Genomic DNA, 18,382 nt, shown 5'->3' on the forward strand with positions numbered 1-18,382 from the left:
TCGATCGCTGTAGTTCTGCTCGAATGGCGTGCGTGGTCTTGGCGCTGCCGTGGAGAATTTGGCCCATAGCTCCCTCCGCTGTGTCGGTGACAATTCTACACCATCACATGCTGGGACCAAACACCTAGAGCATGTCTCCCGAAAGCGGGAACCGGTGTCGGGATAAAGACATCTGTAAAAACAAACAGATAGAGCATTTCCAACGGTTCAATCAAAACGGGAAATGCTCTAGGTTGACATCAACTCTACCGACAGCGCTAGCGCTACAGGGACATTGCCGGGAAGGTTGCGGACCCCGCAAACGGATCGCACTTGCCCGGCGCGATCCTTGAAGATATCGACCAGCAGTTCCGATGCAGCATCGAGAACCTGCGGATGATTTGTGAAGTCTTCGGTACACGCAACATAACCATCCAGAGCAACAATCTGGCTAATCCGGTCAAGGCCGCCAAGATGCGCATTGAGTTGGGCCAATGCGTTGATGACGCAAATGCGTGCAGGAGCTTGTCCGCTTTCAATTGTCAGGTCCCGCCCGAGAAGGCCGGTATGGATTGGCTTGCCGTCGATATTCGGTCCCTGCATTGATATGTAGGTCATACATGCGGTCTGGATAACCGGCTTGTATGCTCCCAGGGGACGAGGTGGCGTCGGCATAGCGATGCCAAGCTCGAGCAGGCGTTGGATTGTACCATCTGTATTGACCATGTTAGTTGGTCTCCCACGGACGCAGGACGATGCTACTCCGCGTCAGATTGTTGGCGATGCGCGTATGGGCTTCCACCGTCTCAGACAGGTGGCAGAACGCTGTCAATTATGGGTTTGATTCTGCCGTTCCTGATGGCGGGGAGCCACGCTGCAAAATCTTCAATATCGCCGACAAGTGTGCCGCGCAGTTGCTTTTGGGTGAAGAAGAAATCGCGGATGTCGAACGAGACCGCTGTTCCCGCCATGAAGCCCATTGCCACAATGATACCAAGCGGTTTAACTGCCTGGATCGTTCGCTCCAGTATATCACCACCCAGACTGTCGATTGCTACATCCACGCTGCGGCCGTTCGTCCATTGGCTGATTGCCTCCACGAAATCCCGTTCATTCGTATTGATCACGAATTCAACTCCGAGGTCCGTGGCCAATTTTGCGGATTCCTCGTCCAGGACCGTCACCGCGACCTTGGCTCCAAGTGCTCGAGCAACCTGAATGCCCATGATGCCGGTGCTCTAAGCACCTGCATGGATAAGAACCCGATCGTCTTTCTTGACTTCGCCTACGATCTGAACAGAACGGATCGCGATCAGCAAGGCTACCGGCAATGCAGCTATATGCTCAGCTGGCAGACCGGTCGTATCGCGCAGCAGCCAGCGCTCTGGTACGAGGATATACTGAGCGTAGGTGCCCGAGATATGGATGCCCGGGATTGAGTAGCTGGCTGCCGCAGTGACGGGCCTGATGTCAGCTTCTGTTGGGTTGATCGGATATCCCGGCATGGCGAGTGGACAGTAAGGTGTTCAACGTGGTACCACCCAAAGTTGAGTATTCACTGACCGCATTGGGTGAAACCTTCGTGGAGCCATTTAGAACGCTCTATAGCTGGGCTCAAGAGAATGCGTCGGCTCTCGATCGGCTTGAAGATAACCAGCGCAAAAGCGGTGTTTCGCCTGAAGTGTAACACGCGTACACGACATGGGTTTATAACATCTGTTGTTGCTATGCCCGTGTGAGGCAAGAAGTTTAGAGAATGACCTGCCACGGAACTTTCATCTCGCGTCACATCTTCGACGACATTAAGCACGCGAAATCTTCTTCCGCAGACGAACTGACAGGCCTTCCTCACGGTTTAGCCGGTAGATGCGGCTAACGTCGGACAGCTCTTCCTCCCGCCCAGGCAGGACAAACGGTCGCCGGTAGCCGAAACGTCATCGCGCGTTGGCCGAGTCACGCAGTCTTGTCCGCAGTTCGGCCTCCGACTGCCGGCGTGACTGATACAGCATCATCTTCCGGTCCGCCGATATGATCTGGCAGGCCCGCAGCTTCGCTTGGAGACTTCCATGCTACCGTATTTGGCCCTCCAGTTTTAAAAGGTCGCTTTTGAAATTACGTAATTACGGCATAGGTTAGCTGCCTTCGCCTTTCCATTCGTGGGCGATAGGCGGCAAGAAATCCGTTGAACGCAATAAGTTGCGCGCAGAAATCTGACTGCAATCTTTTGATTGATGGTGTGCGTCTGTTCAGAACGAGCAGTGCACGTACTTTAATCACGTCAAAGGATGCAACATCCTCCTTAACTGGATCGGTCTGTGAACCAGACTGGCCTTGGTCGCGATCAAAGATGCCGCCTGTCACGTTATACTGTAGCTAATCTTTGTCGTCGGTTATCTTGCAGATGCGTGGAAGTTAGTTGGAGGCTCCGCCGTTGGGTATGATCGCTTCAGAATTGCAGCGTGCGATCAGACGACAAATCGGATGGCACGCTGAATATCGAAGAAATCATCAGCTTTGAAACGGAGTGTACGGGGCGCCGGATGTTCGATACCGGGGTACCAACTGCCACGATAGGCTTCTATCGGATTGGTGTATTCGACGATAAGCTCGAATGTCTTTGCCAGCTTAGGAAGACATTCGGACAGGTCGCGCGACAACGCCTGTTCAACGCCTTCACGAATTGCTTTGACAGCGCCCTGCGGCGACAAAGAGGAGGTCGCAGGCCCATGCCCTTCGCTTGTGGCGACGGTGAGAATGTCCGGCACGAGCCCGCGTGCTTCGCTGCACATCCCGGCATCGCCCGAAAGAAACGCCGAAGGTACACCATAGCGCGCGGCGCAAAAGGCGTTCAGTGTATATTCAGACGCAACTTCACCATTGATTAACATTCGTGAAACCGTGCCTGTCAACGTGTGAGCCAGTGGATTGGTATCGGTGCCAGCTTTGTTGTGATAACCGGTATAAAGTGCTGCGCTGAAACTACGGTCAATACCGAACATCATGGCGTCAGGATGTCCGCTCCAACCACGTACGATGCGAACATAGTCGGGAAGTTTCGAGAGGATCAGATTACGCGCGGTAGAGTGCGCATCTTTCACCACAATCTCCTTCGCACCTGCAGCACGCGCACCCTCGCAGGCGGCCACCAGCTCGTCGGTCATGTATTCGCGAAACTCTTCGTAGTCGGCATGACCCTTTCGCGCCTCGTCCCAGTTGGTGATGCCAGCCGTACCTTCAATATCCGCGCTTATGAATATTTTCATGACCTTCGATCCTTATCTCACTTGCATTTGAGCGCCCAAAGGTGCCGTTAATAGGAAGAAAACTACTGTGTTGGGCCGGATTTTCCGTCAGGCGGCCTTCTCGGCTTGCCGACGTTCCAGAAACATAGGTCCGACCCGGATACCTGTTCGCCCGGCTTCGTCAGTTGCGCCCAGTTCCAGTATCTCTTCTTCATAAAGCAACCCGCGCATGCGGAACCGGTTACCGTCGACAGGTTCGCAAGTATGCGTGCAGAAATACTCGATCAGGCATTTGAGTTGGCCGTGGCTATAAGTCAGGTATGTGATGTTAAAGTCTGGCCCGTATCTGCCCAGATGAGAGGCTATTTCCGTTGGAACTTGCTCTGCAGGAAGGCTATCGGCTTTCAGCCACTCCTGACCTTTCCAATCGAGTTTGCCGGGTTCGGGAAACGAGACATCCATATGAGGATAATCTGCTCCACGACCGTAGATGCGACCATCAATGACAAAATGGTTCTCGGACTTCGGACGAATTTGCAGAGGCACACCCTCTCCCATGAGATAGAGTTTGCCTGCCTTTTCCTTTACCTCGACAACTTCACCGCTTTCAACCTGACGATAAAGGCCTGGAAGGGTGGCAAACTGCTCGTCAGTTATAGCGGGGGGCACCTGGACGCCGTGCGGGCGCTTGCCCATACCATTTTCCGACAATGCAATACGCAAACCATCGCCAGCTAGGCGCGAAGCGATCTGATTGGCAAAATCCAGGGTAGCGAAGATAAGAACACCAAATCCAGCACGTGGGAGCAGCGTCATCTGGGATGCATAACCATAGACCGCTCCACCATGTCCAACGGAAGTCCAGCCATCCATATCTCCAACACCAAAACATAGCCCGTAGCCGTTCTGAGTTCGGTCGTGACCAGTTGGCCGCTTTCCTATCGGCGTCCACATCTCCCGCAGCGAAGCAGGGCCGATAACGGAATGACCATCCGGCGCAAAGCCGCCGCGGAGAAGACATCGTGCATAGTTGGCCATGTCATGGTTGGTCGAGAAAATGTTTCCAGCAGGAGAACCGCCAAGACTGAATACAGGCGCAGGACTATCCCCGTCGATGGTCCACATGTCTGCGGGCGCCAGACGCTCGCGGATACCGTCTGCCATACCCGAGGAGGTGTCATACATACCGAGAGGCTTGAGGATATTGTCAGTTATATAGTCTGCATAGCTCTTGCGTGTTACCTTCTCGATGACCAGTCCAACAACCGCGATCCCGGCATTGGAATAATGCATTGTTCCAGCACTGGGATCCTGCTTGAGTGTTGAGGTTGCAAGCTCGGCCACTGTATCTGCAAGCGGAGGGCGATGGGCGTCAAGATAATGGCCGCTTTTGGGTTCCCGGACGATACCAGCCGTATGGCTCATCAACTTGCGAAGGCTGACATGAGAACCGAAAGGCCCGCTTTCACGCCCGACGAACGGATTGATGGGCTGGAAACCTGGAAGATATTCTGAAACATCGACATCGAGGTCTAAAAGTCCCTTCTCGACCAATTGCATAATCGCGACCGAAGTGAAGGTTTTGGTAATCGAACCGATACGGAAACATGTCCGTGCATTCATCTCGAAATGACGATCTGGATGCTGAATATGTCCTTCCGCCAGCAATCCGTCGCGATCAACAAGTGCATAGGAAATTGAAGGTATAGTCTTGTCTTCCACCTCATGGCGGATAAGGCTTTCGAAGAGTTCAATTGATTGATTTGAAAGCTTGGACACAACAATACTCCCGAGGTTCAGCTTGAGTGGCGAGGATCAAGAACATCGCGCAGCGCGTCGCCGACAAGGTTCCATGACAAAACGAAGAGAAAGATCGCAGCGCCGGGAAAGACCAGCGTATACCAGTATTGGAAAGGGTTTCCGGGCTGGCCAACAATCCAGTTTCGCGAATAGGCGATGAATTGCCCCCAATCCGCATAGCCTTCTTCAGTGCCAACACCGAGGAAGCTGAGCGCAGAGGCCGAAAGTACCATTGAACCGGTCGCCATGGTGGCGAGAACCAGAACCGGGAAAAAGGCGTTAGGCAGAATGTGCAACGCAATAAGACGAATATCTCCAGCACCATAGCTGCGGGCGGCGTGAACATAATCCATCTCACGAATACGCAGGATTTCGCTGCGGATGACGCGGGCGTACCCCATCCAGCCAAAAGTTGTCAGCGCAATCGTAATCGGACCGATGCCCTTTCCAAGAAGTGCGGTTAGCACCATGGCTGCAATCAGGAATGGAACGGCCATGAATACGTCGACAATGCGCATCAGAACCTCGTCGACTGTGCCACCATAATAGGCGGCGAGAGAACCGATCAACGTTCCGATCAGCACGGAGATAGCGACAACGCCGAGGCCGATCTTGAAGGCCGTACGGGTGCCCCATATGACTGCATAATAGATGTCATACTGACCTTCCGTGGTCCCGAAGATCGCTTCTGCGGAGGGCGGTTGCGGTGTCGCCAGAAAGCCGGCTCGCGGCGTGTCATAGACCGACATCTGGAATTCCTGCGGCGGCGCCAGTACCGGCGCAAATATTGCCACCAGCACAAAGGCCAGCAAAATCAGGACTCCAATCAAGGAAATGGGGTTACGCAGCAGATATCGCAGCAATTTCATCGCGTCTTCACCCTTGGATCGAGTAACGGATAAATCAGGTCAACGATCAGGTTCATCAGTACAAGTACGATCGCAAAATAGAGGCTGAAGCCGAGAATTGCCGGAAAATCGAGATTGGCAGCGGACTTGGCAGCGAACTGTCCGAGCCCTGCATAATCGAAGATGGTTTCTGTGATGACGACACCACCCATCATCGTCGCAAGCTCCATGCCGGCAATTGTGGTAACGGGTAGAAGCGCATTGCGACGGGCGTGTCGCAGTTCCACAACGCGTTTGGGCATGCCTTTGGCTCGTGCCGTACGCACATAGTCCTGGCGCAGGGTCTCAAGCATCGAGGTTCGCATCACACGTGTCATGCTGGCAAGATTGACATAGGTCAACGTAATGACAGGGGCAGCAAGGTGACGAAGGGAATCCCAAAGTATCTGAAAATTGCCATTGAGGATCGCATCGATGGTATTGGCGCCGGTATATCTGGTGAAATCGGAGGACATGACCGTGGCCTGCGCCCACTGGCTGAGCCTCCCCGGTGGAAACCAGTCAAGCGCGGAATAAAAGATCAGAAGCATCAATAGGCCGAAGACATAGACCGGAAACGACCACCCCAGAATGGTGAATATCCGGATGAGGTGATCCGGCCATTTGTTGAGATAAATGCCCGCACGCGAACCCAAATAGATCGCGAGCAGAAAACTTGGAATGAAGGCCAGCAGAACCAGCTCCAGTGTTGCAGGCAACAGCGACGTCAGTGCATGGGATACAGGTTGACGTGCAGTCTCGGACCAACCGAGATTGCCGGTCATGATATTACCGATCCATCTGCCGTATTGAACGTGGAAGGGGTCGTTAAGCCCGTATTGTTCGATCATGCGCCGGATGCTTTCCTGTCCCCCTTTGAGAAAGTCAGGCGAAGGAGCGTAAGCCGCCAACCGTTGTGTTGGCGATAGCGACATCTGCAGCGCGAAGAGCATCAATGACAAGGCAAAAAGGACGACGGGAAGCGTCAGCAACCGCCTCAAAGCGTAATTCAGCACACCAGAATCCGTTTCGCTTGGAGTTGGGGAAAAGAGCCGGGCGATCGTATCGCCCGGCACGTTTCAGCGAGGCTCAGTCAGCCTTGGTCACCGGGTAGAAATCCCAGGCGCCGTAAAGGATCATATTATGCACATAACCATCGATATTACTGCGGGTAACGATGTAGCCGAAGTCCTCCCAAAGGAATTGGGTGGTTGCATAGTCGTGAGACATCGTCTGCAGTTTTGCATAGATTGGTTCGCGAACGGCAGGGTCAGAGGAAGCCCAGGCCTCGTCCAGCAGGGGTTTGAATTTTTCAGCCATCAACCCACGATACCCGTCGCCGAGCATGCCACCGACGAGTCCGGTCGGTGAAAGATAATAGGTTGCGGCCCCGAGCGGACCACCTGGGTCGGAATAGTCTGGGCCCCAGCCCATATAGGTCAGCGGAGACGCTGGCTTTTCGCGATTATTGAGCTTGTCCGAAATCGATGCCCAAGGCAGCGACTGGATTTTCATCTTGAACTTGGGATTGATGCGCTGCAAACCCTGCTGCAGTGCAGACAATGCGGCTGTACCCTGCGGCGTGCCTTCCTGCACATAGGCCGTGAAGGTAAAGCCTGTTTCCCAGAGCTTGCCGCCGAAAGCCTTCTTGAAATGTTCTGCGGCCTTCTTCGGGTCGTAGCTATAGATAGGAGAATCGTCACGATAGCCCATGATGCCGCGCACGGTCGGGCCACGCGACTGGACGGTCTTGTTCAGAAGAACCTGTTTGATAAGCGCATCATAGTTCTGCGCATAGTTGAAGCCCTTGCGCACATCAATGTCGGCGAAGAAATCGGGTGGGATGCCGTTTCCATCGAGCTTGCCACTGCCAAGTGCAGGGTTGTCGGCGTCATCGAGAGGCCATGCAAAATAAAGTCCGCGACTGAAAACCTTGGGTAGTCCGTCAACAACCTTGACACCCTCGGTCTTGCTGAGTTCATCGAGAAATTCGACCGGAGCCGTGACAAAATCGGCGTCCCCTGAGAGGAGCTGCAGGCGCCGTGTCGTCCATTCCGGCACCGTGCGCATGACAACGCGCTCCAGCTTTGCTGGTCCCATGAAGTAATTGTCGAACCGCTTGAGTGTGATGCGGCGATCGGTACGATCCCATTCTTCAAGCATGAAAGGACCGGTCCCATTTTCCTGAGCAAATAGCGGGTCGTCACCGAGCTCGGGGCGATAGTACTTTATCCATGTATCCCCATTGCCGTCCCATCCGCCAACGGAAGCGACCCATTCCTTGTCAACGATGGAAGCACCGAAAGGAAGAGCCAGAACACCGAGTGTAGCCGGGAAAGATTTGGGAAGCTTCAGGACAACATTGTCCCCTTCGACAGTGATCTGCGATGCAAGCTGGTCATAGACCTTGCGCAGAGCTTCAGGATTGGCGTCTTTGATATCCTTGACATTTGCTTCGGTCTCGACCCACTTCGTGACGTCGGGATATTTTCCGGCCGTTACCACTTCGGTAATGGCATTCGCCATCCACGATTGCCCCATGAGAATGGCCCGCAACAGCGAGTAGCGCACGTCTTCGGGTGTGATCTGGCCGTATCCCGGTTCTATCTTTGCTTTCTGATCACCCGCCAATCCGTCGTAGTTCTGCCAGGTTATCTTACCGTCGCTACCCTTGATCCCGACCTTGTGAGCGTGGACGTCCTTGCGGATGGGGAACGTATAGCTGATCGATCCATCAGCGCCTTGTTTTATAAGGCCATTTTCCAGCGTCGGCACTTCGCTGGAAAGGGCGGGCACAAATTCCGAAATCTGCGAACCGTTATAATTGAGCAGGCGACTATAGACATTCAGTACGCCGTAGGAACTCGGTGTATTCGCGATATAGGCTGGATCAAAGGACTGAATATCATCAGTCCAGAGAAAGACAAATGTTCCGGGGTTCTTGGTCTGCGCGACAGCAGGTGCTACCGCCAGGCCAAGGCCACAGGAAAGGGCCAGAGCCAACGCACGTTTCATGGATATGTTCCCCTATTTGGTCTTGCAGTCTTCTTTTGAATTTAAGCTAGGAGCACACTTGCATTGGTGTCCAATGCGTAGTTAGAATGAATTATGCAAATAACGCATGAGGTCGTTATGGAGCTAGCGTGGCTCGAGGACTTCCTGGAAATTGTTGCGACGCGGAATTTCTCCACGGCCGCTGCATCGCGAAATATTTCGCAACCAGCATTCAGCCGGCGTATCAGGTCGTTAGAGTCATGGGTTGGTGCAGATCTTCTTGATCGAAGTACCTATCCGGTGCATTTGACAAGTGCTGGCAACATGTTCGTACCCCGCTGTCAGGAACTCGTGAGAGACATGTACCGTCTTCGCACCGATTGCCACAACGTGGCGGGGGCTAATTCACAGCTTCTTACATTCGCTGCGCTTCACACATTAGCGATCTACTTTTTCCCAAACTGGATCAGCCGTTCCGAACTGCCGAGTTCACCTGTTCGCTGCAGTATGCATACGGGCGATTTTCTCGAATGTATTGAACATCTGTCTTCTGGAAAATGTAACTTCGCGATTACTTATGATCACCCCGATGGGCCGCCAGTTCTAGAAGCGGGGCCATTCGAATCCCTGCAGATTGGAAAAGATCGTCTGATCCTCGTCTCGGGAACTGATCCATCAGGTAAACCTCTTTACGATCTGGACGTAGCTGAGGGTGACAGAATTCCCTACCTTTCCTATTCATGGAACGACGGATATCTGGGAAAGCTCATCTCTCTCATCCAGTCACGCTGGCGACGTCCGCTCAACCTGAGCACGGTGTATCAATCTTCACTCGCGGAGGGCCTCAAGCAAATGGCGATCGCCGGCCAGGGTATCGCGTGGTTGCCCCAAATATGTGTGCAGAAGTCGATCAGCCAGAACGAACTGGTTCAAATCGGCGGGCAACAAATGTCGTTGGAGATAGAAATTCGGATCTTCCGACGTGCAGGCGCGAAAGACAGGGATGCAGAAGCGTTCTGGAAATATCTCGCAGAAAACCAAAGCCGCGCGCGCAGCCTTATCGATCCCGTCCTTAAGCTACGCTGAAACCGTCCATGCGAAAACAGAGAGGGTAATGCAAAGTTTGCATAACCTTCTTTGGAGGCAGTCCTTTGCCGGGTTTTTTGATTGGGGAGGCTTAGTTGACAGCCTCCCGACCACTTTAATGCTCCTGTTAAAAGCCACCTGTTATCAAGACAGTATGTTGACACAGGCTTGGTCCAAAGCATTAGATAACCCCAAAATGCGAGCCAATCGCAAGGGGAACCAGTTTGACCAGGATATCGACAAGTAGTTTAACCCTTACCGATAACATCATCCTGTCCGTTGAAAACCTCGAAGTGTGCTTCGCGCCAAAAGCTGCAAATCCGGTGCATGCCGTGCGCAAAGTATCGTTTCAGATCGGACATGGAGAAACCCTTGCGCTGGTGGGAGAATCCGGCTCGGGGAAATCCGTGACGGCAATGACGGTGATGCGCCTGACAGAATTTGATGGTGCCAGGATTACTGGTGGCCGGATACTGATGCGGCTGAAGGACGGCTCAATTGCTGATCTGGTGAAACTTTCCGAAAGGCGTGTCGAGGCGCTACGCGGCTTTGAACTCTCAATCGTTTTTCAGGACCCGATGTCGAGCCTGAACCCCGTTTTCACCGTCGGGGACCAGATTGCGGAAGCTGTTATCCGGCACCAGAAAAAGACACCGCATGATGCAAGGCAGATAGCGCTGAATGTCCTCAAACTTGTCCGCGTACCCGATGCCGAGCGTCGGCTGGACCAGTATCCGCATCAACTTTCGGGCGGTATGCGCCAACGTGTGATGATTGCCATGGCTCTGGCGTGCCGACCATCATTGATGATCCTCGACGAGCCCACAACAGCACTGGACGTCACTATCCAGGCACAAATACTGGATCTCGTGCGGGCGCTACAACGCGAAATCGGTATGGCAGTACTGTTCATCACCCACGACATGGGCGTTGTTGCAGAAATCGCGGACCGCGTGTGCGTGATGCTCAAGGGGGAGATAGTCGAGACTGGACCTGTCAACGAGATATTCAACAATCCGCAGCATCGGTATACAAAAGCATTGATCTCCGCTGTTCCTCGGCTTGGCAGCATGGCAGATAAGGATAAGCCTGAAAAGTTTCCTCTTCTTGTTTACGAGCACGATGCGGTGTTGGCGGAGGTGGCGCGATGAATGACGCTGCTAAGCAAAATATTGTCAAAACTCCGCTTGTCGAAGTTCGCAACCTGGTTACCCGTTTTGACCTAAAGGGCGGTCTTATGGGACGCATTACTGGCCGTGTCCATGCGGTCGAGAATGTTTCTTTTGATATCTTCCCTGGCGAAACCTTGGCGTTGGTGGGTGAATCAGGTTGCGGCAAGTCCACGGTCGCTCGAAGCATCATGCAACTGGACAAGCCCCAATCCGGTTCGATCCGTTATGATGGAACTGAACTCATCGGCGCATCCAAAACGACTCTCACACGATTTCGCCGCGAAGCGCAGATGGTATTTCAGGATCCGTTCTCATCACTCAATCCGCGTATGACGATAGCGCAGGCTTTGATGGATCCCATGCGTGTCCATCGTGCGGGACGAACGACACAGCTACGGAAACGGGCTGTTGATCTGCTCGCCAAGGTCAACCTCCCGGCTGACCATCTTGAACGCTATCCGCACGCCTTTTCAGGGGGGCAGCGCCAGCGCATCTGCATTGCCCGTGCTCTTGCGCTCGATCCACGCCTCATGATCGCGGACGAAGCCGTTGCTTCGCTGGACGTGACAATTCAGGCGCAGGTTATCAATCTGCTGATGGACCTTCAACGGGATATCGGCATCGCAATCCTGTTTATCAGCCACGATATGGCCGTCGTTGAACGCATCGCCCATCGTGTTGCAGTCATGTATCTGGGCGAGATCGTGGAGATTGGAGATCGTCGTTCGGTCTTTAACAATCCTCAGCATCCCTATACAAAAAAGCTGCTTTCGACCGTTCCTGTTGCCGATCCTGCACGGCGTCCAATTGGTCGCGAACCGATGTCGGATGAGATACCGAGTGCAGTAAGGGCACCGGATTTCGTGCCGGTCCATCTTCCTATGAACCAGATCAGTCCAACGCACTACGTACGTCAGTCTTGAACCTATGTTTGTCGTCGCAACTATCATGATAGCCGCCCCACATAGCTCACAATGGAAAACACCTTCAGAATCTGCCGATCTAACAAGCTTGGGTGGTATGGCCCGACCTGAAGCTGCTGGATTCTAACTGGCCGCGTAGGTCGCTGAGCAAGGCGCTTCAGTCTCAACATGCGTTAACACGCTAACGGATTGCTCTTTAAGGCCAGCCATTTCGTATTCAAAAAATTCATATCAGTTTTGAATAACGCCATACTCATTTGGGATTTTACATTTGCATCTACCTACCGCATGGTTTCAATAAAATGTTGGGGGAAGGTAGTTGCGAGCCAGGCTTCACGATATGTGCCTCCGCAAGTCGGGGAATAGAACAAACTATTATGTATCCCCGAAGAGATACGGGAGTTTCTCAAGTTTTTACATGTCAAGTCATCATAAGGCATTCTTGAATGCAGTGCACTTTGTCCACTGCAATAAAAGTAAAGAACGAAAAACTGCATCATGATGATTTGGAAATACTTTTGGGTAGTATAAAATTTATTATCCAATCAGATGGAGTGCCTCCTAGCAAACTTCATCATAGAGCCTGAAAAAGCAAAAGACGACCGAATATTCGGATTGAACGTATAAAAGGGGATAGAATGCTTACAAAAGCCAAGTTGCTATTGGCCACCGGATTGGTGAATTTGACTTTGATGTCACCAGCGCTCGCCGATCAGATACTACGTTTGGCGAATTCTGACGATCCTCGGACGATAGACGTCCAGATGACGACAAATGACTATACAATTCCGTTGAATGTATATGACCGGCTGGTGGAGGCAGAAACGGTAGCTCCCGGTCAGTCGAAAATCGTTCCATCCTTGGCCGAAAGCTGGGAAATCTCTGAGGATGGCAAAACCTATACTTTGCATTTGCGCAAAGGCGTTATGTTCCATAATGGCGAAGAACTGACCGCCGACGATGTCGTGTTCACCTATGACCGCATGCTGAACCCAGCGACTAAAGCGTTGAATACCGATATTCTGGACTTCGTCGAAGGGGCGAAAGAACGTCTTGATGGCTCAGCGCAGACAGTCTCAGGCTTGCAGGCTGTCGACAAATATACAGTCAAGATTGTTCTGGTCCAACCTTATTCGGCCTTCATCGCATTGCTCGCCAGTCCACAGGCATCGATCTATAATCGCAAATTTACCGAGCCGCTCGGTGACAAGTATGGCCTGTCGCCTGAGACCGTTAACGGTACGGGTCCGTTCATTTTGAAAGAGTATAATCTGAACGACAGTCAGATGATGGAAGCCAATGAGAATTATTTCAAAGGGCGTTCCAAGTTGGATGGCGTTCTCATCCGCGTTGTTCCCGATGCGGAAACCATGCGTATGCTATTCGAATCTGGCGAGATAGACGTGTTCGATACGGATTCCGCTATTACGCAAGTTCCATATTTTATGAAGAGCGAAAAGTGGAAGGACCAGATCAGAAAGGGTCCGATCGCTGGTTTGGACTATTACAACATCAACCAGAAGATTAAGCCCTTTGATGATGTTCGGGTGAGAAAAGCTTTCCAGATGGGTATCAACCGTCAGGAAATACTTGACAAGATGTTCTATGGTGAAGGACAGCTCGAGAACGGCGTTCTTCCAAGCGGGGTCACCTGCTACAAGCCCGCTACGCCGATTGAATACAACCCCAAAAAGGCCAAGGAACTGCTGGCCGAAGCCGGTTACCCGGACGGTGTCGATATTGCCTTTTCTCAGGTCAGCAGCTGGTCGTCTAAGTGGGTCGACCTGAACCAGCTCGTTCAGGCACAGTTGAAAGAAGCTGGTTTCAACACCGAAATCAAAGTTGTCGATGAATCGGCTTACTTCGCCATGCGTAAAGGCGGCACCATCAACAATTATTCCCAGGTCTGGTCGGCCGATTTCAACGATCCTGACAACTTCTTCTACACCTTCTTTAGCAAGACAGGCACTTCGGTGCGTGGTTTCAACAATGAAGATCAGGAAGTTTTCGACGGTATCGAAAAAGCCCGTAGCATGACCAATCCCGACGAGCGGTGCGAACTGTATGCCAAGCTCGCCGAGCGTATTGTCCAGACGGATGCTGCGTGGGTTCCTATGTATAGTCTCAACCACTTGTTTGTCGTACAGCCGCGCGTGAAGAATTTCGTGGTTCCGTGGAACGGATGGACAAGCATGAGCTACTATAAAATGGAAGTTGAAGATTAATTATGCTGACCGGGGAGTGATGCGTACTCCCCGGTCAGACTTCCAGTCTTCCAACTCCATTTCAGCAGGAATTCGATGGGCTAAATCCAGCTCGTTAATTCGTGTCAGCCGAAGATAACGTCCTTTGCGACATTGTCTTAGCCATACAGATGAAAGCCTCCACGCAATGCTGACCTTTTTGATTAAGCGTATTGCGGTTTCCATTCCGGTCTTGATCGGTGTGACCGTACTGCTCTTCATCATGATGAATATCATTCCAGGCGACCCAATTGCCTTGTTGATGAAAGAGCATGCCAGCGCTGAAGTTATCGAGCGCGTACGAGCTCAGATGCATCTTGATGATCCACTGATCACCCGTTACTTCCGATTTCTGTTCGCGGCAGTTCAAGGCGACTTGGGTGTTTCCATAAAACTCAATCGTGATGTCACGACCCTGATCCTTCAGGCTTTTCCCAACACGCTGTATCTGGCGGCCTGTGCGGCCCTCGTGTCATGGCTGATTGGCATTCCGGTTGGCATCCTGTCAGCTGTAAAGCGCGATTCAGCGCTCGATCATTTTTTCATGGGTTTCTCGCTGCTGGGCGTTTCGATGCCGGTTTTCTGGTCGGCGCTCCTGCTGCAGTATATTTTTGCCATGCAGTTGAAATGGCTTCCGGTATCGGGCTTCTACGGCTTCAAATATGTCATTCTGCCAGCGATTGTGCTGGGCTGGAGTTCGGCGGGCGTTATCGCGCGTTTGACGCGGTCAAGCTTGCTGGAAGTCATGCGCAACGACTATGTGAGAACTGCACGCGCGAAGGGCCTGCGCGAGATTTTTGTCATCCTCCGTCACGCTGTTAAGAATGCTCTTATTCCTGTTGTGACGATTATGGCAATTCAGGTTGCCGGCCTTTTGTCGGGTGCAGTTATCACGGAAGCAATTTTCGGTATTCCCGGTATTGGCCGCATATCTGTCAATGCAATTCAGGCGCGCGACATGCCTCTACTTCAGGGTTCGGTTCTGTTTGCTACTGTTCTGGTGCTGATCGGCAATCTGGTTGCGGATATCCTTTATTCTGTCCTTGACCCCCGTATTCGCCATCAGATGAAGGGAGGGTCAAAATGACCGAACTTGCTCAGGCAAACGACGCCTATGTCGAAGAAACGGAGAGCGCCAGCTTTCTGCGCGATACGGTTCGTATATTTCGTCGCAATAAAATGGCAATGACCGGCTTGATTATTGTCGTCGTTCTGGTGCTGACGGCAGTACTTGCACCCTATATCAGTCCGCATGATCCATATCGCGTTGATATGAATGAGCAATTCCTGTCGCCATCGCTCACACACTGGCTTGGCACCGATAATTTCGGACGGGACGTCTTAACACGCATACTTTACGGTGCGCGAATTTCACTTGTGGTCGGCATCGTTCCGAGCTTCATATCGCTGATAATCGGCGCCATTATGGGCATCGTCAGCGGTTATTATGGCGGACGGATCGATTTTACGATCATGCGTCTTGCCGACATGATGATCGCCTTTCCGTCGCTATTGCTGGCAATGGTGGTGATGTACACACTGGGCGCGAATTTGTTCAACATTTTCATAGCCCTCAGCCTGGTCGGCTGGGCCAGTGTAGCCCGAGTTGTGCGCTCACAGACGTTGGCGTTGAAAGAAAAGGAGTTCATCGAGGCTGCTCGCGCCAATGGATCGAAGAAGACAACGATTATGTTCCGACATCTTTTTCCCAATGTCGTGCCGACGCTGATAGTCCTGTTCTCGCTTAGTATTCCTGAAGCGATCATGTGGGAATCCAGTCTCAGCTTCCTTGGCGTTGGTGTGCAGCCGCCCGAGGCAAGTTGGGGCCTGCTCGTTGCCAAGGGCAAGGAATATCTCTTTGCTGCTCCTCTCGTTGCCATCATGCCTGGTGTGGCAATTCTGATCACGGTGTTGGCGTTCAACTTTATCGGCGATGGGATGCGTGACGCTCTCGATCCTTACATGAAAGATTAAGGCGGCTGATATGACCGATCAAAGGCCTCTATTGAGAGTGCGCAACCTGCGTACTGAATTCAAGTCACATCGCGGAACTGTCCGCATCCTCGACAATGTGTCTTTTGATGTTGGACATGGCCGAATTGTCGGCTTGGTTGGAGAGTCCGGCTCTGGCAAAAGTATGACGGCATTGTCCCTGATGGGGCTGGTTCCGTCGCCTCCCGCGACTGTTACCGCTGACAGTATCATGCTGGATGGTGTCGAACTGACGACCCTCACCAAGGATCAACTGCGCGCGAAGCGCGGGCGTGATATGTCGATGGTATTTCAAGAACCGATGACATCGTTCAACCCGGTCAAAACCATGGCGCAGCAGGTAGGGGAACCCCTGCAGATTCACGGCAAGTTTTCTAAGCGGGACGTTCGCGATAAAGTTCGGCAAATGTTTGAGATGGTGGGTATTCCGGAAGCCAAAGCCCGCCTCGATGCCTACCCCCACGAATTGTCGGGCGGCTTACGCCAGCGGGCAATGATTGCCATGGGATTGATCTGTGAACCCAAATTGCTGATTGCCGATGAGCCGACAACGGCGTTGGACGTCACGACGCAAGCACAGATACTGCGTCTCATCATGGAACTGCGTGACCGTGTCGGCACCGCAATCATCATGATCACCCATGATCTCGGTATCATCGCCGAAATGTGCGACGAAGTGAATGTAATGTATGCCGGTCAGATCATCGAGCAGGCAAATGTATACGATGTTTTCGACCGTGCATCCCATCCTTATACCCGTGGCCTGCTGGCCTCGATACCGAAGGCCAACGAGAAGCCGGACGGTACGCGTCTGAAGAGCATTAGCGGTATGGTGCCTAATCTGGCCAAACTTCCTGGTGGTTGCCGTTTCAATCCCCGTTGCAATGATGCCATGTCCGTTTGCAGTGTTAAGGCGCCTGATCTGACCCTATTGGAAAATGGGCACAAGGCACGCTGCTGGTTGCATGACAAAGCAGGAGCCTCTCTATGAACAAGGTTCTCATTTCCACCGAAAAACTGAGCAAGCACTTCCGGCTCGGCAAGGGATTGTTCTCGTTTGACGAGAAAGTGGTTCGGGCAGTCGATGATGTATCGCTGGAAATCTATGAGCGTGAGACCTTCGCATTGGTCGGGGAGTCGGGTTGCGGCAAGTCTACTCTTGGGCGCATCATATTGCGGCTTCTGGAGCGCAGCAGTGGTTCGGTAAGCTTTAAAGGCCAGGATATATACGCGCTCGATGAAACACGAATGCGCGAACTGCGCAAACAAATCCAGATTGTGTTTCAGGATCCTTACGCATCGTTGAACCCGCGAATGCGGGTGAAGGATATTCTAGCCGAGCCATTGCGCGCGCACAATTACGGCACCAGTCAGCAAATTGAGACCCGCTGTAAAGAGCTTCTCAATATGGTCGGCCTACGCCCGCATCTGATCAATCACTATCCACATCAGTTCAGCGGGGGGCAGCGCCAACGCATCGGTATCGCACGCGCGCTGGCGAACAATCCGGAATTTATTGTCTGCGATGAAGCCGTTTCTGCTCTGGATGTCTCCATTCAGGCTCAGGTTCTCAATCTCCTGCGAGACTTGCAAGAACAATTACAGCTTACATACCTCTTTATTACCCACGACCTGAGTGTCGTACGACAATTTGCTGACCGTGTCGGCGTCATGTTTCTTGGACGTCTGGTGGAAGTGGGTACAACGGAAGAAATCTTCAACAATCCGCAGCACCCTTATACGCAATTCCTCATTTCCGCTGTGCCTCGTGCCGATCCGCACCAGCGCAACAGGGCCCGTCCGCTTTTGAAGGGCGAGATACCCAGCCCCATGAACCTACCCAAGGGCTGTCGTTTCAATACACGATGCCCTTGCGCACAGGACATTTGCCGGACTGAAGAACCAGTACTTTCCGGCGGCATCGGTCTTCATCATGCCGCCTGCCATTTTCCAGGCGTTAAGCTCGGCGAAGCGCAAGTGGAAGCTTGAAGCAAGCTTCAAGACTGCCCAATATTTTGCACTTCGCCACAGCTTTACTGGCCCATGTGAAAAACACGATCGAGC

15 protein-coding genes and 3 pseudogenes are annotated in these 18,382 nt (G+C 52.5%); 9 read left to right on the forward strand and 9 right to left on the reverse strand.

Features of this window, described 5'->3' with window-relative positions:
* Positions 1–228: 228 nt before the first annotated feature.
* The 3 genes from F9K91_RS21990 to F9K91_RS22000 form a co-directional block, all read right to left on the reverse strand.
* Complete coding sequence (locus tag F9K91_RS21990) at positions 229–705, reverse strand: RidA family protein (RefSeq protein ID WP_151556813.1); 477 nt, start codon at positions 703–705, stop codon at positions 229–231.
* An 80-nt stretch (positions 706–785) separates the two neighbouring features.
* The gene (locus F9K91_RS21995; protein WP_151556811.1) at positions 786–1,205 is read right to left on the reverse strand and encodes a zinc-binding dehydrogenase; all 420 of its coding nucleotides are present in this window, start codon (positions 1,203–1,205) and stop codon (positions 786–788) included.
* A 12-nt stretch (positions 1,206–1,217) separates the two neighbouring features.
* Positions 1,218–1,484: a hypothetical protein gene (locus F9K91_RS22000; protein WP_151678727.1), complete on the reverse strand. Its 267-nt coding sequence runs from the start codon at positions 1,482–1,484 to the stop codon at positions 1,218–1,220.
* 17 nt (positions 1,485–1,501) lie between these two features.
* On the opposite strand from F9K91_RS22000, the gene F9K91_RS22005 reads away from it, so the two are divergent.
* Positions 1,502–1,666: a winged helix-turn-helix transcriptional regulator gene (locus F9K91_RS22005; RefSeq protein WP_268891696.1), complete on the forward strand. Its 165-nt coding sequence runs from the start codon at positions 1,502–1,504 to the stop codon at positions 1,664–1,666.
* Between the two features lie 90 nt (positions 1,667–1,756).
* Here F9K91_RS22005 and F9K91_RS22010 read toward each other — a convergent pair.
* The 6 genes and pseudogenes from F9K91_RS22010 to F9K91_RS22035 form a co-directional block, all read right to left on the reverse strand.
* Positions 1,757–2,185, reverse strand: a pseudogene (locus F9K91_RS22010) (hypothetical protein); the annotation flags it as partial.
* Positions 2,186–2,444: 259 nt separating this feature from the next.
* Positions 2,445–3,242, reverse strand: coding sequence for a M55 family metallopeptidase (locus F9K91_RS22015; protein WP_151556807.1), 798 nt, complete (start codon positions 3,240–3,242; stop codon positions 2,445–2,447).
* 87 nt (positions 3,243–3,329) lie between these two features.
* Complete coding sequence (locus tag F9K91_RS22020) at positions 3,330–5,000, reverse strand: serine hydrolase domain-containing protein (protein WP_151556805.1); 1,671 nt, start codon at positions 4,998–5,000, stop codon at positions 3,330–3,332.
* A gap of 17 nt (positions 5,001–5,017) precedes the next feature.
* Complete coding sequence (locus F9K91_RS22025) at positions 5,018–5,890, reverse strand: ABC transporter permease (RefSeq protein ID WP_061347496.1); 873 nt, start codon at positions 5,888–5,890, stop codon at positions 5,018–5,020.
* Complete coding sequence (locus tag F9K91_RS22030) at positions 5,887–6,759, reverse strand: ABC transporter permease (RefSeq protein WP_061347687.1); 873 nt, start codon at positions 6,757–6,759, stop codon at positions 5,887–5,889. The genes F9K91_RS22025 and F9K91_RS22030 overlap by 4 nt, the downstream gene beginning before the upstream one ends.
* Positions 6,760–6,997: 238 nt before the next feature.
* Positions 6,998–8,923: an ABC transporter substrate-binding protein gene (locus F9K91_RS22035; RefSeq protein WP_151678729.1), complete on the reverse strand. Its 1,926-nt coding sequence runs from the start codon at positions 8,921–8,923 to the stop codon at positions 6,998–7,000.
* A gap of 117 nt (positions 8,924–9,040) precedes the next feature.
* On the opposite strand from F9K91_RS22035, the pseudogene F9K91_RS26425 reads away from it, so the two are divergent.
* The 8 genes and pseudogenes from F9K91_RS26425 to F9K91_RS22075 all read left to right on the forward strand — a co-directional run.
* Positions 9,041–9,211: pseudogene (locus F9K91_RS26425) on the forward strand (LysR family transcriptional regulator); the annotation flags it as partial.
* 51 nt (positions 9,212–9,262) lie between these two features.
* Complete coding sequence (locus tag F9K91_RS22040; protein ID WP_235813539.1) at positions 9,263–9,988, forward strand: LysR substrate-binding domain-containing protein; 726 nt, start codon at positions 9,263–9,265, stop codon at positions 9,986–9,988.
* A 224-nt stretch (positions 9,989–10,212) separates the two neighbouring features.
* Positions 10,213–12,083, forward strand: a pseudogene (locus tag F9K91_RS26735) (ABC transporter ATP-binding protein).
* Positions 12,084–12,775: 692 nt separating this feature from the next.
* Positions 12,776–14,308 carry an ABC transporter substrate-binding protein gene (locus F9K91_RS22055; RefSeq protein ID WP_235913363.1) on the forward strand — a complete coding sequence of 511 codons (1,533 nt, stop codon included), beginning with the start codon at positions 12,776–12,778 and terminating at the stop codon, positions 14,306–14,308.
* A gap of 166 nt (positions 14,309–14,474) precedes the next feature.
* On the forward strand, positions 14,475–15,413 hold the full coding sequence (locus F9K91_RS22060; protein ID WP_061347492.1) for an ABC transporter permease: 939 nt from the start codon (positions 14,475–14,477) through the stop codon (positions 15,411–15,413).
* The gene (locus F9K91_RS22065; RefSeq protein ID WP_151556797.1) at positions 15,410–16,300 is read left to right on the forward strand and encodes an ABC transporter permease; all 891 of its coding nucleotides are present in this window, start codon (positions 15,410–15,412) and stop codon (positions 16,298–16,300) included. Before F9K91_RS22060 ends, F9K91_RS22065 begins: the two co-directional genes overlap by 4 nt.
* Before the next feature lie 10 nt (positions 16,301–16,310).
* Positions 16,311–17,309, forward strand: coding sequence for an ABC transporter ATP-binding protein (locus F9K91_RS22070; RefSeq protein WP_061347490.1), 999 nt, complete (start codon positions 16,311–16,313; stop codon positions 17,307–17,309).
* The gene (locus F9K91_RS22075) at positions 17,306–18,307 is read left to right on the forward strand and encodes an ABC transporter ATP-binding protein (RefSeq protein WP_151678732.1); all 1,002 of its coding nucleotides are present in this window, start codon (positions 17,306–17,308) and stop codon (positions 18,305–18,307) included. The genes F9K91_RS22070 and F9K91_RS22075 overlap by 4 nt, the downstream gene beginning before the upstream one ends.
* The last annotated feature ends 75 nt before the right edge of the window (positions 18,308–18,382 follow it).

Origin of the sequence: Brucella tritici (assembly GCF_008932295.1) — a bacterium.
GTDB lineage: Bacteria > Pseudomonadota > Alphaproteobacteria > Rhizobiales > Rhizobiaceae > Brucella > Brucella tritici.

What these genes read in the sequence shown, in the direction of transcription:
- F9K91_RS21990 (WP_151556813.1), bottom strand. Translation starts at nt 705, where the DNA reads ATGGTCAATACAGATGGTACAATCCAACGCCTGCTCGAGCTTGGCATC.
- F9K91_RS21995 (WP_151556811.1), bottom strand. Translation starts at nt 1,205, where the DNA reads ATGGGCATTCAGGTTGCTCGAGCACTTGGAGCCAAGGTCGCGGTGACG.
- F9K91_RS22000 (WP_151678727.1), bottom strand. Translation starts at nt 1,484, where the DNA reads ATGCCGGGATATCCGATCAACCCAACAGAAGCTGACATCAGGCCCGTC.
- F9K91_RS22015 (WP_151556807.1), bottom strand. Translation starts at nt 3,242, where the DNA reads ATGAAAATATTCATAAGCGCGGATATTGAAGGTACGGCTGGCATCACC.
- F9K91_RS22025 (WP_061347496.1), bottom strand. Translation starts at nt 5,890, where the DNA reads ATGAAATTGCTGCGATATCTGCTGCGTAACCCCATTTCCTTGATTGGA.
- F9K91_RS22030 (WP_061347687.1), bottom strand. Translation starts at nt 6,759, where the DNA reads ATGATCGAACAATACGGGCTTAACGACCCCTTCCACGTTCAATACGGC.
- F9K91_RS22035 (WP_151678729.1), bottom strand. Translation starts at nt 8,923, where the DNA reads ATGAAACGTGCGTTGGCTCTGGCCCTTTCCTGTGGCCTTGGCCTGGCG.
- F9K91_RS22040 (WP_235813539.1), top strand. Translation starts at nt 9,263, where the DNA reads ATGTACCGTCTTCGCACCGATTGCCACAACGTGGCGGGGGCTAATTCA.
- F9K91_RS22055 (WP_235913363.1), top strand. Translation starts at nt 12,776, where the DNA reads ATGTCACCAGCGCTCGCCGATCAGATACTACGTTTGGCGAATTCTGAC.
- F9K91_RS22060 (WP_061347492.1), top strand. Translation starts at nt 14,475, where the DNA reads ATGCTGACCTTTTTGATTAAGCGTATTGCGGTTTCCATTCCGGTCTTG.
- F9K91_RS22065 (WP_151556797.1), top strand. Translation starts at nt 15,410, where the DNA reads ATGACCGAACTTGCTCAGGCAAACGACGCCTATGTCGAAGAAACGGAG.
- F9K91_RS22070 (WP_061347490.1), top strand. Translation starts at nt 16,311, where the DNA reads ATGACCGATCAAAGGCCTCTATTGAGAGTGCGCAACCTGCGTACTGAA.
- F9K91_RS22075 (WP_151678732.1), top strand. Translation starts at nt 17,306, where the DNA reads ATGAACAAGGTTCTCATTTCCACCGAAAAACTGAGCAAGCACTTCCGG.